The sequence below is a fragment of the Herbaspirillum sp. GW103 genome, from assembly GCF_000261365.1.
Taxonomy (GTDB): domain Bacteria; phylum Pseudomonadota; class Gammaproteobacteria; order Burkholderiales; family Burkholderiaceae_D; genus Herbaspirillum.
This window is the reverse complement of the sequence record NZ_AJVC01000006.1, coordinates 688,592-704,155: the sequence shown is the minus strand read 5'-3', so window position 1 is coordinate 704,155 and position 15,564 is coordinate 688,592. Positions and strand designations below refer to the sequence as shown.

At 62.8% G+C, this 15,564-nt stretch carries 13 protein-coding genes and 1 other RNA gene; 8 read left to right on the top strand and 6 right to left on the bottom strand.

Translation table 11 applies throughout. The features are described from left to right. Positions 1-6 precede the first annotated feature (6 nt). On the bottom strand, positions 7-435 hold the full coding sequence (gene mraZ / locus GWL_RS21735; protein WP_006465511.1) for a division/cell wall cluster transcriptional repressor MraZ: 429 nt from the start codon (positions 433-435) through the stop codon (positions 7-9). A gap of 432 nt (positions 436-867) precedes the next feature. Between mraZ and GWL_RS23555 the strand changes: the two genes are divergently transcribed. The 3 genes from GWL_RS23555 to GWL_RS21720 all read left to right on the top strand — a co-directional run bounded on the left by GWL_RS23555 (position 868) and on the right by GWL_RS21720 (position 2,431). After that, positions 868-1,236, top strand: coding sequence for a hypothetical protein (locus GWL_RS23555; RefSeq protein WP_157174308.1), 369 nt, complete (start codon positions 868-870; stop codon positions 1,234-1,236). Positions 1,237-1,314: 78 nt separating this feature from the next. After that, on the top strand, positions 1,315-1,599 hold the full coding sequence (locus GWL_RS21730) for an HU family DNA-binding protein (RefSeq protein WP_006465510.1): 285 nt from the start codon (positions 1,315-1,317) through the stop codon (positions 1,597-1,599). A 352-nt stretch (positions 1,600-1,951) separates the two neighbouring features. After that, the gene (locus GWL_RS21720) at positions 1,952-2,431 is read left to right on the top strand and encodes a nuclear transport factor 2 family protein (RefSeq protein WP_008334513.1); all 480 of its coding nucleotides are present in this window, start codon (positions 1,952-1,954) and stop codon (positions 2,429-2,431) included. 44 nt (positions 2,432-2,475) lie between these two features. Here GWL_RS21720 and GWL_RS21715 read toward each other — a convergent pair whose 3' ends face one another. Together GWL_RS21715 and rnpB are read right to left on the bottom strand one after the other, a co-directional pair. After that, positions 2,476-3,636: an enoyl-CoA hydratase/isomerase family protein gene (locus GWL_RS21715; protein WP_008334511.1), complete on the bottom strand. Its 1,161-nt coding sequence runs from the start codon at positions 3,634-3,636 to the stop codon at positions 2,476-2,478. 80 nt (positions 3,637-3,716) lie between these two features. Further along, positions 3,717-4,051: RNase P RNA component class A (gene rnpB, locus GWL_RS22800), an RNA gene on the bottom strand. A gap of 183 nt (positions 4,052-4,234) precedes the next feature. Between rnpB and GWL_RS21710 the strand changes: the two genes are divergently transcribed. Both GWL_RS21710 and GWL_RS21705 read left to right on the top strand, forming a co-directional pair. Continuing rightward, a complete protein-coding gene (locus GWL_RS21710; RefSeq protein ID WP_008334508.1) occupies positions 4,235-5,500 on the top strand; it encodes a D-amino acid dehydrogenase in 1,266 nt (421 codons plus the stop codon). An 85-nt stretch (positions 5,501-5,585) separates the two neighbouring features. Beyond that, entirely contained in the window at positions 5,586-6,338 is a 753-nt protein-coding gene (locus GWL_RS21705; RefSeq protein WP_008334506.1) for an HpcH/HpaI aldolase/citrate lyase family protein, read from the top strand. A gap of 34 nt (positions 6,339-6,372) precedes the next feature. Here GWL_RS21705 and GWL_RS21700 read toward each other — a convergent pair whose 3' ends face one another. From GWL_RS21700 to GWL_RS21690, 3 genes are all read right to left on the bottom strand, one after another. Continuing rightward, on the bottom strand, positions 6,373-7,380 hold the full coding sequence (locus tag GWL_RS21700; RefSeq protein WP_008334504.1) for an aldo/keto reductase: 1,008 nt from the start codon (positions 7,378-7,380) through the stop codon (positions 6,373-6,375). 63 nt (positions 7,381-7,443) lie between these two features. Next, positions 7,444-8,448, bottom strand: a complete 1,005-nt coding sequence (locus tag GWL_RS21695) for an AraC family transcriptional regulator (RefSeq protein WP_008334494.1) — start codon at positions 8,446-8,448, stop codon at positions 7,444-7,446. Between the two features lie 297 nt (positions 8,449-8,745). After that, positions 8,746-9,759, bottom strand: coding sequence for a LysR family transcriptional regulator (locus tag GWL_RS21690; protein ID WP_008334492.1), 1,014 nt, complete (start codon positions 9,757-9,759; stop codon positions 8,746-8,748). Positions 9,760-10,162: 403 nt separating this feature from the next. On the opposite strand from GWL_RS21690, the gene GWL_RS21685 reads away from it, so the two are divergent. The 3 genes from GWL_RS21685 to GWL_RS21675 all read left to right on the top strand — a co-directional run bounded on the left by GWL_RS21685 (position 10,163) and on the right by GWL_RS21675 (position 15,563). Then, complete coding sequence (locus GWL_RS21685) at positions 10,163-11,026, top strand: alpha/beta hydrolase fold domain-containing protein (protein ID WP_175342936.1); 864 nt, start codon at positions 10,163-10,165, stop codon at positions 11,024-11,026. 10 nt (positions 11,027-11,036) lie between these two features. Continuing rightward, a complete protein-coding gene (locus GWL_RS21680; RefSeq protein ID WP_008334482.1) occupies positions 11,037-12,245 on the top strand; it encodes an efflux RND transporter periplasmic adaptor subunit in 1,209 nt (402 codons plus the stop codon). Between the two features lie 102 nt (positions 12,246-12,347). Continuing rightward, positions 12,348-15,563, top strand: a complete 3,216-nt coding sequence (locus GWL_RS21675) for an efflux RND transporter permease subunit (RefSeq protein WP_008334481.1) — start codon at positions 12,348-12,350, stop codon at positions 15,561-15,563. The last annotated feature ends 1 nt before the right edge of the window (position 15,564 follow it).

Below are 15,564 nucleotides of genomic sequence, written 5' to 3'. Positions count from 1 at the left end.
CGGCCGTCAGAAGGAAAAGTTGCTCAACACATCCGGCATGCCACCCGCCACGGCCTCGGCTTCACTCTCGGCCAGCTTGACGGCATCCCAGATTTCGAAATGACTACCCATGCCCAACAACATCACATCACGCTGCAAGCCCACGGCCGCGCGCAGTTCGGGCGCAATCAGGATGCGGCCGGCACTGTCGAGCTCCACGTCCTGGGCATTGCCCAGGAAGATGCGCTGCCAGGCACGGGCCGACATCGGCCAGTTGGCGATCTGCTCGCGATGCGTCTCCCAGGTCGGGCGCGGAAAGAACAACAGGCAGCCATGCGGATGGCGCGTCACGGTGGCGCGTCCTTCGCACTGCACAATCAGGGCGTCACGATGCTTGGCCGGAATGGTCATCCGTCCTTTGGCATCGAGATTGAGTGCTGACGCGCCCTGGAACACTGTGTTTTTCCTTCGCCTGCGGCGAGTGAGATTGCTGATCGGGTGCCGTGTCGTGCCGGGCAAATGCAAATGACACCACAAATGCCCCACAAAAAAACACTTTTTGACACTGCCGCCCACTTTAGTGGATGCACTATTGCAGGTCAAGCGGTATACGTTGCGAAAAACCGCGATTTTGCTAATAAAGTCAAAGACTTAGCGCACTTCCTTAAAACACCCTCTTCATAACATTTGTGAAGAAAATGAAGGACTTAGCATTTACATTGAAGGTGCAACCTGAGCTATACACATGTGTTTCGCGCCAGAATTGCGCAACGGCGCGGATTTGCGGCGCATGGACGCGGCGGTCTGCCCGATTTCGGGGCAGCAGGGAGAGGGAAAACGACTGGAGCAGGAAAGCGCAGGATTTGCGAGTGAACTGAACCAAAGGACATGGATTTTGCAGTGCAACTTAAGTTCACCGGATGGCGCGAAAATGGACAAGAAATATCCGTTTGGGGCAGTCCGGAGCATGCCTCGCCCTGCATCGTCACCCTGACAACGAGGGCATTGCCCTGCGGGGCAAGCGCCTCAGCAGATGAGGCAAGAACGCTTGTGATCCCGAAACTTCATGAAATTCTTCGTCAAATGAATGGCAGGAAGCGTTTTTGTTTTGACTTCGGCGGCGAGCACCTTTTACTATCCGTGTCTTTGGGAAGATCGATACGCAAAAACGCGGCCGGCATGGCCCGTTTGCGGGTGTTGAAAAGCACGTCGATTTTTTTCAATCAAGGCTGGTTCCGACCAGGCCCTATCGGCTGAAAACGCAGATAGGGCTTGCGGATCCGGCTCATTCCAGTGCTAAAATCTGGGCACCTTAACAGTGAAAGGAATTTAAAAGTGAACAAATCTGAATTGGTTGACGTTATCGCCGCCGACACCGAGATCTCCAAGGCAGCAGCCCAGCGCGCGCTGGACTCCGTCATCGAGAACATCATCAAGGCCGTGACCAAGGGCGATACCGTGCAATTGGTTGGCTTCGGTTCCTTCTCGACCGGCAAGCGCGCTGCCCGCACCGGCCGCAACCCGCAAACCGGCGAAGAAATCAAGATCGCCGCTGCGACCACCGTGAAGTTCTCGGCTGGCAAGGCTTTCAAGGAAGCCGTCAACAAGAAGAAGAAATAATTTCACGCTTCACGCATTTGAATGCCCTCAACCAGGTTCAGGGCATTCAAATCGAGGCCGATTCGACAGGATCGGCCGTCCCTCCCCCTCCTCGCCTTCCCGCTCGTTTCTTCTTCCTCATCGCTTCTCTTGAGGGCCACACCGCAGAGCGATGTCCCTCCAGCACAGTTGCCCGTTGGCGTGCAACGCACAGCAATGACGGTCTCCCGCACAGGCCGGCTTTGTTTGCCAAGGTCCGGCGCAGCGCCTAGAATTTTTTCGATCCATCGCTCCATACAGCCGCATTCCCGCTTGCCGTCCCGTCGTAGACCATGAACAGCCGGCCCATCCGGCACACCCAAGGAGACTGTCGATGAATAGCCCCGCCCAGCGTCCACCGCTGCCCCCGTTCACCCGTGAGACGGCCGCCATGAAGGCGCGCGCTGCCGAAGATGCCTGGAATTCCTGCGATCCGCAGCGCGTCTCGCTGGCCTATACCGAAGACAGCCGCTGGCGCAACCGCGCCGACTTCGTCCACGGACGCGCCGAGATCGTCGCCTTCCTCACCCGCAAATGGGCGCGCGAGCTGGATTACCGACTCATCAAGGAAGTCTGGGCGCACGAAGACAACCGCATCGCCGTGCGCTTCGCCTACGAATGGCACGACGATTCGGGGAGCTGGTTCCGCTCCTATGGCAACGAGAACTGGGAATTCGACGAGCATGGACTGATGCGCCTGCGCCATGCTTCCATCAATGATCTGCCGATCAGGCAAGCGGAACGCAAATTCCACTGGGACCGCTCAGGCCCGCGTCCGGACGACCATCCCGGCCTGTCCGAACTGGGCCTGTAAGCACGGACCGTCCGTCGACCCGACCGGCGTCGACCTGAAGCGATTCAGGCGCCCAGGTCGGCCAGCGGATGCGCCTGGCGCGACCAGGGATCGGCAAAGAATCCCTCTACCCATGCCGGCGTGGCTGCGGCCAGAGAGGCCGGATTCCATTGTGGTTTCTGGTCCTTCTCGATGATCAGCGCGCGGATGCCCTCGACGAAATCGGGGCGTGCCGCGCAATGCAGCGACACCACGAATTCCAGCCGGAACACCTCCGCCAGCGACAGCGGACGCACACGCTTCTGCAGGGCATAGCCCAGCCAGGCCGAACCGGGTGAGCCGGCCCGCAGGGTAGCCTGGGCTTTGCTCAGCCAGGCATCCTCGGTCTGCAAGCTCAGAATGCCCTCGACGATTTCCGGCAAGGTGGGCCGACGGCAGAGGGACTCGATCAGGTCGAAATGCGTACGCAGGCTGGAGGCCGCAAACGATGCCGTGCCTTGCGACGAGCAAGAAGCCTGCGCCGCACCCAGTACACGATCCAGCAGCTCGGCATCCTTGCCCTCTCCCCACGGCTGCATCAGCAGGGCATCGATCACCGATGCCTTGGCGGCATGGGCCACGCGATAGTCCGCCAGGCCGGCGAAGAGGGCGTCGTTGGCATTGAGGTTGGCACCGGTGAGCGCCAGGAAGACGCCGCTCTTGCCCGGCATGCGGGACAGGAACCAGCTGCCGCCCACATCCGGATAGAGCCCGATGGTGATTTCCGGCATGGCCAGACGCGATTTTTCGGTGACCACGCGATGGCTGCAACCGGCCATCAGGCCGATACCACCGCCCATGACGATGCCATGCCCCCAGCACAGGATGGGCTTGGCGAAGCTGTGGACAAGATAATCCAGGCGATATTCCTGCTCGAAGAATTCCGCTGCGTAGGAATTGGCGCCAATGTCCTCGCGCGCGGGCGAGGCGTGATGTTCGCGCATGGAGCGATAGAGCTGCTGCAAGTCGCCACCGGCACAAAAGGCCTTGTCGCCCTGCGCCTGCAGCATCACCATGGCCACGCCCGGATCGGCCTGCCACTGCTGCAGTTGGGGCGTGAGCAGCCTGACCATCTCCAGCGAGATGGCATGCAGGGTCTTTTCGGAAGCGAGGGTGGCGATGCCGATGCGATGGCCGTTGGCGGCCGTCAGTTCTTCGAATGCCACGGGGGCGGCGGCTTGGTTCATGGGTCTCCTGGGGTCTCTGGCGAGCCCGCAGTGCCCACGGGCCGCAGTGTTGTTATGAAGAATGAAGAAAAAATCGAATTCAATGAAGCAGGCCGGTAGGCCGGATTCTGTTACGGCGGGAAACCCGCTATGACAGCCATTCCTCTAGGCGACGGATCGCTCCGCCGCTCAAGCTTTCTACCCGCACGCTCCGCGAGCCACATCAACGCGTGCCTATTTGAAATTGCTCCGGGTGGAGGTTACCGCGTTTCACCGTAACTGAATACGCTCGTCTCTGTGGCCCTGTTCCTCGCCTTATACCGGCTTGCGCCGGCTTTCAGCGGACGGCCGTTAACCGTCACCCTGCTCTGTGGAGTCCGGACCTTCCTCCCGCCGCCTCCTTGCGAAGACGGCCAGCGGCTGTCTGGCCTGCATCGGGCGCTATTGTAGCGCAGCATGGGCCGACACCGGCTATCGTCCATCGCAAAACGCTTTTGCGCCCACGCAAAAAGATCATGCCGATTCGGCATGTGACACCCGAGCGGCTCTTCGGTAGTCTGCTGCTGATCCGCTACAGGCCCTGCGCCGCGCGGTTCCTGACTGACTTCAACGAAACACCATGCAAATCTGCGTACTGGGCGCCGGCGTGATCGGCGTGACCACTGCCTACCGTCTCCTGCAGGATGGCCATCAGGTCAGCCTCATCGATGCCCGCGACCAACCCGGCGAGGGCACCAGCCAGGGCAATGGTGCCCAGCTCAGCTATTCCTACGTGGCCCCCCTGGCCGATCCCTCAGTGTGGACCAAATGGGCATACTACCTGTTCAGCAAGGATTCGCCGCTGACCATCAAGCCGACCGCCGATAGCGCCCAATATCGCTGGCTGCTGCAGTTCCTGCGCTGCTGCAATGCGCAGCGCGTACGCCAGACCACCATCGACCTGCTGCAACTGGCCTTCTACAGTCGCGACCAGCTCACCCAATGGAATGCCGGCCTGCAGCTGTCCTTCGATCATCAGCGTTCCGGCAAGCTGGTCATGTTTACCGATGCACAAGGGCTGGAGGCGGCTGCGCAGCAGGTGCAATTCCAGGCGCAGCATGGCTGCCGGCAAGAGGTACTCAGCGCGGCCGAGTGCATCCGCATCGAACCGGCCCTGGGCCACTCACAGCGCGACTGGGTTGGCGGGGTTTACACGCCCAGTGAAGAGGCGGGCGATTGTCCGCAATTCTGCCGCGCCCTGGTCGAAACCATGCAGGCGCATCCGGATTTCCGTTTCATCGGCGCTGCCCGCGTTGATGCCGTACGCCGCGAAGGGCGTGCCCTGCGCGCGGTGCAGGCCGGTGGCCAATGGATTGCTGCCGACCGTTTCGTGCTGGCACTGGGTGCCGATAGCGCGGACTTCGCGCGCCTGGTGGATCTGCGCCTGCCACTCTATCCACTCAAGGGCTACAGCATCACCGTGCCGCTGGAGGATGAGGCCAGCCGCGCCGCGGCACCTCAGGTGTCCATCACCGACATCGCCAGGAAGATCGTTTATGCACGCCTCGGCCAACGGCTGCGCGTGGCGGGCCGCATCGAGCTGGTGGGCCGCGACGCCCGCATCCCGCCCTCGGCCATCGAGGAACTGAAGAATGGCCTGCGCGAGCTCTTCCCCGGCTGCGCGCTGGGCGAGGATGCGACGCTGTCGCCGTGGACGGGATTTCGGCCGGCCACGCCGAGCGGCGTGCCCATCGTCGGCGCATCGCCGGTGGAGAATCTGCATCTCAACATTGGCCAGGGTGCGCTGGGCTGGACGCTGGCCTGCGGCAGTGCGGCGCTGGTGGCCGACCAGATCGCCGGCCGCCGGCGCGCCATCGACGATGCGCCCTTCCGGTACCGCGCCTGAAGAAGTTTCATCTCAGGCGCCCGCATTCGGACTTAACATGGCACATCGCCAGCATCTGCGCTGGCCTATCCACGGGAGACGAACGATGCGGGAAAACCGGCTGCGCACCCTCTTCGCGCAACAGCAACTGGCCCTCTCGGGCTGGGTATCGATGGGCAATTCGCTGCTGGCCGAGGTGCTGGGGCACAGCGGCTACGATGCGGTGACGGTGGATCTGCAGCACGGTCCCTTCTCGATCGAATCGGCGCTGCCGATGCTGCAGGCCATCTCCGGCACGCCCGCCATACCGCTGGTGCGCTGCTCCGAAAACAGCCTGGGAGAAATCAACAAGCTGCTCGACGCCGGTGCCTATGGTGTGATCTGTCCGCTCATCAACACGGCGGCCGACGCCGAGCGCTTCGTGCGGGCCTGCCATTATTCCCCGCGCGGCGGACGCAGCTATGGCCCGGCGCGCGGCTTCCTGTATGGCGGAGCGGACTACTTTGCGCACGCCAACGCCACCATTCTGACCCTGGCCATGATCGAGACCCGCGAAGGCTATGCCAACGCCGAAGCGATCCTGCAGACCCCTGACCTGGACGGCATCTTCATCGGCCCCAGCGACCTGGCCATCGAACTGGGCCTGGCGCCCGATGCCTACGACGACGTGCGCCTCAATGACGCCATCGACCATCTGCTGGCGCTGGCGCGCAGGCTGGGCAAATACGCGGGGATCTTCGCCGGGACCATGGAGATGGCCCAGCGCATGAAGCATATCGGGATGGATCTGGTGGTGCCGGGGACGGATATTCAGCAGATCAAGGCGGAAGGGGCGCGGCGGATCGGGGCATTGCGCTGATCCGCTCGCGTGATGCCAGAATCGTTCCGTGGCTTCAGCGGGTCACCACCCGTCCAAAGAACGGATAATTCGGATCGTTATACCCATGCGTGGAAGCATGCCCGGGCGTCACCAGGCTATCCACCAGCGCTTCCTCCTCGGCAGTGATCTTCAGGTCCGCCGCATCGTAGTAATCCTCCATCTGCGCCAGCGTGCGCGGCCCCGCGATCACGCTGCTGATGGCCGAATTGGCCAGCACCCAGGCGGTGGCGAACTGGCCCAGTTTGATGCCGCGCGCTTCGCAGTGCTGCTGCAGCCGCTGCGCGATCAGCAGCGATTCCTCGCGAAACTCGGTCTCCATCATGCGCTTGTCGCCCCGACCGGCGCGCGTGTTTTCGGGCGGCTTCTGACCGGGCTGGTACTTGCCGGTCAGCACCCCGCGTGCAATCGGGCTGTAAGGCACCACGCCCAAACCGTAATGCGCGCAAGCCGGCAGGATTTCCACTTCCGGCTGACGATTGAGCAGGTTGTAATACGGCTGGCACACCAGCGGCAACGGCACATTGTTTTTCTCGCACAGCCGCACGATCTCGGCAATGCGCCAGCCACGGAAATTGGAGACGCCAAAACCGCGAATCTTGCCCGCACGGATCAGATCGCCCAGCGCCTGCACGGCTTCCTCCAGGTTCTCGTCCTGGTAATCGCGGTGCATGTAGAGAATGTCGAGGTAATCGGTATCCAGGCGCTTGAGGATGTTCTCGGTCTCGCGCACGATCCAGCTGCGCGAGTAGTTCGACTCATTGGCCTTGCCGCTCATGGCATTGCCCAGCTTGCTGGCCAGCACCCACTCATGGCGCTGTCCGGCCAGCAGCTTGCCGACGATTTCCTCGGACTTGCCCTTGGTGTAGACGTCGGCAGTATCGATGAAATTGACGCCATGCTCACGGGCCGAGGCCACGATGCGGCCGGACTCCTGCAGATCGGTCTGATCCCCGAACATCATCGACCCCAAACACAGGGCCGATACCTTCAGATTGCTCTTGCCAAGGCGACGATAGTGCATGCTCTCTCCAAATCGAAAAAAGGGTGTGGATAAATCAACTGCCCGATTGCATACCTCACAGGCTCACAAGACCGGCGCTTCCTCTTCCTGCCAGCGCCGCTTGTCGCGCAGGGGCGGGGCGCCGAACAGGCGGCTGTATTCACGGCTGAACTGGGATGAACTTTCATACCCGACGCGATGCGCAGCGGTGGCCACGCTGGCGTCGGCGGTGAGGATCAGCTTGCGCGCTTCCTGCAGACGCAGGTTCTTCTGGTATTGCAGCGGACTCATGGCCGTCACCAGCTTGAAGTGATGATGCAGCGAAGATACGCTCATGTGCACCTCGCGTGCCACATCCTCGATGCGCAGCGCCTGGTCATAACCCTCCTTGATGAGCCGGATCGCCTTGGCCACGCGGTTCATCTGGCTATCCTGCAAGACGGTCTGGCGCAGCAGCGCGCCCTGCCCGTTCATCAACAGCCGGTACAGGATCTCGCGCCGTATCATGGGCGCCATGATCGGCACATCGCGCGGCGTTTCATGCAGGCGCAACAGGCGCAGCACCGCGTCGAGCAGGTCGACGTCGAGCCGGTTCACGTACAGCCCGCGTGCCGCCCCCTCCCCCAGGCTGGCGGCGGCGGGCAGGTTTTCATCGCCGATGAGCTCACCGATTTCCTGGGTATCCAGCTCCAGCCGCAAACCCAGATAGGGCTCGTCAGGACTGGTGACCATGACCTTGCCGACCACCGGCAGATCGACCGAGGCCACCAGGTAGTGCATGGGATCGTATTCGTAGATCTCGTCGCCCACGAAGATGCGCTTGGAACCCTGCGCAATCACCGCGAAAACCGGCTTCTGCACCGCGTGCTTGGGGCCGGTCGGGCAGGTGATGCGATAGATTTCCATGTTGGGAATGGCCGTGGCCAGCATGCCCTCGGCACCGGTCGTATAGCGCTCCAGCAACTGCAACAGTTCCTGCTGCATGGCCTGGAAACGCGGATCATCCCTCTCCTGGTCCGCGGCGCCCGGCGCCGCATCAGGCAGCAGCAAGGGCCCGGCATCCTGCAGGGAATGCAGATCGAGGTCCATAAGCTCCTCTCATTGAAAGACAGACACGACTGTAGCGCGGACTGACATTTGCCTGATCCTCCATGATGCAAGACCGGAGAATCAGGCAAGAAGTTTGCAGAATCAGGTATGCCGCAACAGAAATGGGTCCGACCAAAATTCCAACAACGCAGCATACAAAAGGACGCGGCGCTGCCCCACCTGAAAACCCAAGCACGACACACAGAGAATCGGGCAGAAAATCTGCAACTTAAGGCACGCGCAAAGCGGTGCCACCACTGCATAATCCTCGCCGAACCCAAAGCGATACAGAATCGGTCAGAACACGCTCTCCGCGATGTTGTACTGCTCTACCACCGTACGCACCGTCGTGGATTCGGGCTTGTTGACGAAGTGGCACTCGCTGTCTTCCATGCCCATGGTGCAGGCCTTGTTCAGCGGGCAGGTAGCGAACAGCTCGGCCACCCAGTCCACGAAGGCGCGCACCTTGGGCGAGAGATGACGGTTGTGCAGGTACACCACCGAGATTGGCAGCGGTGCCGGTTTCCATTGCGACAGCACCTCCACCAGCCGGCCTTCGTCGATGTGGCGCGTGACCATGTAGAGCGGCGCCTGCACCATGCCGAAGCCCTGCAGTGCGCATTCCACGTAGGCATCGGCATCGTTGACGGAAAGACGTCCGTTCATCTTCACCTCGCGGGTGACGCCATCGACCACGAAATCCCAGTCGATGGTACGCCCGGTACGGCTGGAGAAGTAATGCACCGACTGGTGCTGCTGCAGATCTTCCAGGGTGTGCGGTACGCCATGGCGCTCCAGGTAGGAAGGCGCGGCGCAGGTCACGGTCTGGAAGGTGCCGATGCGGCGCGCCACCATCGAGGAATCCTGCAGCTCGCCCACGCGGATGACGCAGTCCACTGCCTCCTGCACCAGATCCACCGGACGGTCGCCCATGCCCATGACCAGTTCGATGTCCGGGTACTTGCCGTAGAAATCGCACAGGTTGGGCAGCAACATCAGGCGGCCGATCGAGCCGGGCACGTCGATGCGCAGTCGTCCCTGCGGGCCGCGCGTGACATTGCGGAAGGACTGCTCGGTCTCGTCGATGTCAGCCAGGATGCGCACGCAGCGCTCGTAATAGGCCGCGCCATCAGGTGTGAGGCTGATGCGGCGCGTGGTGCGGTTCAGCAGGCGCACTTGCAGCATGCTCTCCAGCCCCTGGATCAGGGTGGTGACGGTGGTGCGCGGCAGGTTCAGGTTGTCGGCAGCGCGCGTGAAGCTGTTGGCATCCACCACAGCGGTAAAGACCTGCATGGCCTGGAAACGGTCCATCGCTCTCTCCTTTGAGGCCGCCACCGGGGTCAACACCGGCGCGGCAAACGGGGGCCAAGACAGATCCACGCAAGGCCAGGCACCGCCCCCGGCGCGCCGTCTTGCCATGACGGGATGCAGCAACAAGCCTCATCCCAATTTAAACCAAATAACGCCAAAAGCCAGCCAACTTAGTGCATCGGCAGCCAATCTTGCCGATGCCACCTCAGCAAGCCTGCCCGGCCGGGGCGGCTGAACTGGTTTTTTCTTCACTAAAAAGGATAGCAAAGTGAACGAATTGATGCTCCCGATTGTTCAGGGTTGCCGAACAGTGTTGTTGGATTATAGGTGTTTATTCGAGACCCTGCTGTGCCGCACAATTCGCCTCATTCTTGGACAAGTGGCTTCGGCCCGGGCGCTCATCATGCACGCTTCCTCTTCGCTGGACATCCGCAATTTCTTCGTTCCAGGCCCGCTGGGACGTATCCCCGTGCGTCTGTACCAGCCCGCCGAGGCGCTGCCCAAGGGCGAGAAACGCCCGCTGGTGCTGTATTTCCACGGTGGCGGTTTCACCAGTGGTTCACTGGACGACGCCGATACCCCGGCCAGTTTCCTGGCACGGCACAACCAGGCCGTGGTGCTCTCGGTGGGCTACGCGCTGGCCCCGGCCAAGCCCTTCCCGGCCGCGCCCGAAGACGCCTTTGCCGCCGCCACCTGGGCCTGCAAGAACGCGGCCGAACTGAAGGTGGACCTGGAGCGCATGGTGGTGGCCGGTGACGACGCCGGTGGCAGCCTGGCCGCCAGCCTGACCATGATGACGCGCGACCGCTGCGGCAAGCCGCTGGCGGCCCAGGTGCTGATCAGCCCGATGCTGGATCCGAGCATGCGCCTGCTGGGCGACGCCGCCCGCCTGCAATCGGACCTCACCGCCGAGACCTGTGCGGCCAGCTATCGCCAGTACCTGCCGCAGACCATGCAGCGCCTGCATCCCTATGCCGCACCGCTGGAAGTGAGCCGCCTGGCCGGTCTGCCGCCGGCCTTCATCGCCACCGCCGAGCGCGACGTGTTGTGCCCGGAGGCGGAAAAATACGCCTCCAGCCTGATCCGCGCCGGTGTGCCGACCCAGGTCTCGCGCTTTGCCGGTATCACGCATGGCGCGCTGCGTACGCACCTGCCGCTGCTGACCGAGATCGTCAATTTCCTGCGCTGTCGCTTCGCCAGCTTGCGACGCGATGCCGCGCCCGCTGAATTCCTGCCGTATCCGCTTCACCCCTCCACTTCACTTTGAGGACAAGAAAATGAACACTCCCGCTCCACTGCGCAAACGCTTCGCTCTCACCGCTACGGTCCTGGCCGTCATCGCCCTCGCTATCGGTGGCGCCATTTCGGTGGTAGGCCTCTCGGCCAACGCCACCACCGCACCGACCGCCGCCGCCGCTGGTGCCCCGGTCGATGTGGCCGAAGTGGTCCAGCGCCGGATCATCGACTGGCAATCCTATTCGGGCCGCATCGAAGCCGTCGATCGTGTCGAAATCCGTCCCCTGGTTGGCGGCACCCTGACCGCCGTCCACTTCAAGGATGGCGCGCTGGTCAAGAAGGGCGATCTGCTCTTCACCATCGATCCGCGCCCTTATGAGGCCGAAGTCGCCCGTGCCGAAGCCCAGCTGGCCGGTGCCGAAGCCCGCGCCGGCTACACCGCCTCCGATCTGGCCCGTGGTCAGCGCCTGCTGGGCGACAACGCCATCGCCAAGCGCGACTTCGAAGAGAAGCAGAACGCCTCGCGCGAAGCCTCGGCCAACGTCGCCGCCGCCCGCGCCGCCCTGCGTGCAGCACGCCTGAACCTGGAATACACCCGCATCACCGCACCGGTGTCCGGACGTATTTCCCGCGCCGAAGTCACGGTCGGGAACGTAGTGAACCCCGGTGCAGCCAATGCGCCCCTCACCACGCTGGTATCCGTGGCCAAGGTCTATGCCTCCTTCGACGTAGATGAACAAAGTTTCCTGAAATACGTCAACCCGGCCCGCGCCGCAGGCACCACCGTCCCCGTGGAACTGGGCCTGGCCAATGAAGACGGCTACTCGCGCAAGGGCCGGGTCGGTTCGGTGGACAACCGTCTCGACACCGCCTCCGGCACCATCCGCGTGCGCGCCATCTTCGACAATGCCGATGGTCAGCTGGTACCGGGTCTGTATGCCCGCGTGCGCCTGGGTGGCGGCTCGCCCCATGAGGCGGTGCTGATCGATGAAAAGGCCATCGGCACCGACCAGGACAAGCGCTTCGTGATGGTGGCCGACAAGGACAACCACGCCAGCTATCGCCAGGTGGTGGTAGGCGCCGGTCACGGTGGCCTGGTGGTGATCGAAAAGGGTCTGCAGCCGGGTGAACGCATCGTGGTCAATGGCCTGCAGCGCATCCGTCCGGGTGACGCCATCACCCCGACCGTGGTGCCGATGCAGGTGCAGACCGCGACGGCGGCATCGGTACCTGCTGCCGGCAAGGCCTGATCCGACACAGACCTCTCTCGCATTCAAGGAAGAACAAGTCGCAGGGGCGCAAACCGCCCGCTGCCCGGGCGTTTGCATCCTGACGACTGACAAGGAACCTACATGAACATCTCCAAATTCTTCATCGACCGCCCGATCTTTGCGGGTGTGCTGTCGGTACTGCTCTTGCTGGGCGGCGTGCTGGCCATGCTGCAGCTGCCCATCTCCGAATATCCGGAAGTGGTGCCGCCCTCGGTGGTGGTGCGCGCGCAGTATCCTGGTGCCAATCCCAAGGTGATCGCCGAGACGGTAGCCTCGCCGCTGGAAGAGCAGATCAACGGTGTGGAAAACATGCTCTACATGCAGTCGCAGGCCAACAGCGACGGCAACCTCACCATCACCGTCAACTTCCGCCTGGGGGTCGATCCCGACAAGGCCCAGCAACTGGTGCAGAACCGCGTCTCGCAAGCCCTGCCGCGCCTGCCGGAAGACGTGCAGCGCCTGGGCGTGACCACGCTCAAGTCCTCCCCCACGCTGACCATGGTGGTGCACCTGACCTCGCCCGACAACCGCTATGACACCACCTACCTGCGCAACTATGCGGTCCTCAACGTCAAGGACCGCCTGGCGCGTATCCAGGGTGTTGGTGAAGTGGGCCTGTTCGGTTCTGGCAACTACGCCATGCGCGTCTGGCTCGATCCCAACAAGGTAGCGCAGCGCGGCCTGACGGCTTCGGACGTGGTGCGCGCCATCCGCGAGCAGAACGTGCAGGTGGCCGCCGGTGTGATCGGCGCCTCGCCCAGTTCGCCGGACACGCCGCTGCAACTGTCGGTGAACGCGCAAGGCCGCCTGAAGACCGAAGCCGAATTCCGCGACATCATCCTGAAAGCCTCGCCGGATGGCGCCACCACCCGCCTGGGTGACGTGGCCCGGGTGGAATTGGCCGCTTCCGAATACGGCCTGCGCTCGCTGCTGGACAACAAGCCGGCCGTGGCCATCCCCATCTTCCAGGCGCCCGGCGCCAATGCGCTGGAAGTCTCGACCCAGGTGCGCGCGGCGATGAAGGAATTGTCGGCCGACTTCCCCAGCTCGGTCAGCTACAGCATCGTCTATGACCCGACCCAGTTCGTGCGTGCTTCCATCGAAGCGGTGGTGCATACGCTGCTGGAAGCCATTGCGCTGGTGGTGATCGTGGTGATCATCTTCCTGCAGACCTGGCGCGCCTCCATCATTCCGCTCCTGGCGGTGCCGGTGTCCATCATCGGTACCTTCTCGCTGATGCTGGGATTCGGCTACACCATCAATGCGCTGTCGCTGTTCGGGATGGTGCTGGCCATCGGTATCGTGGTCGACGATGCCATCGTGGTGGTGGAAAACGTCGAGCGCAACATCGGCGCCGGGCTCTCGCCGCGGGACGCCACCTATCGCGCCATGCAGGAGGTCTCCGGCCCCATCATCGCCATTGCCCTGACGCTGGTGGCGGTGTTCGTGCCGCTGGCCTTCATGACCGGCCTGACCGGCCAGTTCTACAAGCAGTTCGCGATGACCATTGCGATTTCCACCGTCATCTCGGCCTTCAATTCGTTGACGCTCTCGCCGGCCCTGGCCGCCCTGCTGCTCAAGGGCCACGGTGACAAGCCGGACTGGCTGACGCGCCAGATGGACCGCTTCCTCGGTGGTTTCTTCGTCCGCTTCAACCGCTTCTTCAATCGCGCCTCCAACAACTACGGCGGCGGCGTGACCGGCGTGATCAAGCGCAAGGGCGCCACCATGGGCGTGTATGTGGTGCTGCTGGCCGCGACCCTGGGGGTGTCCTACATCGTCCCCGGCGGTTTCGTGCCGGGGCAGGACAAGCAATACCTGGTGGCGTTCGCGCAGTTGCCCAATGGCGCCTCCATCGACCGCAGCGAAGAAGTGATGCGCAAGATGAGCGACATCATGTTGAAGGAACCCGGTGTGGCCAGTGCGATTGCCTTCCCCGGCCTGTCCATCAACGGTTTCACCAACAGCTCCTCGGCCGGTATCGTCTTCGTGGGTCTGAAGCCCTTCGAGGAACGCAAGAGCAAGGAATTGTCGGGCAATGCCATCGCCGCTTCGCTGAACAAGAAATTCGGCAGCATCAAGGAAGCCTTCACCGCCGTCTTCCCGCCACCGCCAGTCATGGGGCTGGGCACGCTGGGTGGCTTCAAGATGCAGATCGAAGACCGCGGTGCGCTGGGTTATGCCGAACTGGACAAGGCCGCACAAGCCTTCATGAAGGCGGCAGCCAAGGAACCGGCGCTGGGTCCGATGTTCTCCAGCTACCAGATCAACGTGCCGCAACTGGATGTGGAACTGGATCGCGTGAAGGCCAAGCAGCTCGGCATCCCTGTCACCGATGTGTTCAACACCATGCAGATCTACCTCGGCTCGCTGTATGTGAACGACTTCAACCGCTTCGGCCGCGTCTACCAGGTGCGTGCCCAGGCTGACGCGCCCTTCCGCGCCAAGGCCGAGGACATCGCGCAACTGAAGACCCGCAACGATGCCGGCGAGATGGTGCCGCTGTCTTCGGTGGTGAAGGTCAAGCAGACCTTCGGTCCGGAGATGGTGGTGCGCTACAACGGTTATACCGCCGCCGACATCAACGGCGGCCCGGCGCCCGGCTATTCGTCGGACCAGGCCCAGGCTGCTGCCGAACGCGTGGCCGCTGCCACCCTGCCACGCGGCATCAAGTTCGAATGGACCGACCTGACCTATCAGAAGATCCTGGCCGGCAATGCGGGCGTGTGGGTGTTCCCGATCAGCGTGCTGCTGGTGTTCCTGGTGCTGGCCGCGCTGTATGAAAGCCTGACCCTGCCGCTGGCCGTGATCCTGATCGTGCCGATGAGCATCCTGGCGGCCTTGACCGGTGTCTGGCTGACCCGTGGCGACAACAACATCTTCACCCAGATCGGCCTGATGGTACTGGTGGGACTCTCGGCCAAGAACGCCATCCTGATCGTGGAATTCGCCCGCGAACTGGAGATGCAGGGCCGCAGCGCCGTACAAGCCGCCATCGAAGCCAGCCGCCTGCGTCTGCGTCCGATCCTGATGACCTCCATCGCCTTCATCATGGGTGTGGTGCCGCTGGTGACGTCCTCCGGCGCGGGTTCGGAAATGCGTCATGCGATGGGGATCGCGGTGTTCTTCGGCATGCTGGGCGTGACCCTGTTCGGCCTGTTCCTGACCCCGGTGTTCTATGTCCTGCTGCGCACCATCGACCGCCGCGCACTGCACTCGGCCTCGCATCACGAAGCCCCGATGACCGCCGGCACCCACATCGCCCATGCTGCACCGGGCGCACAGGATGATCGCTGAT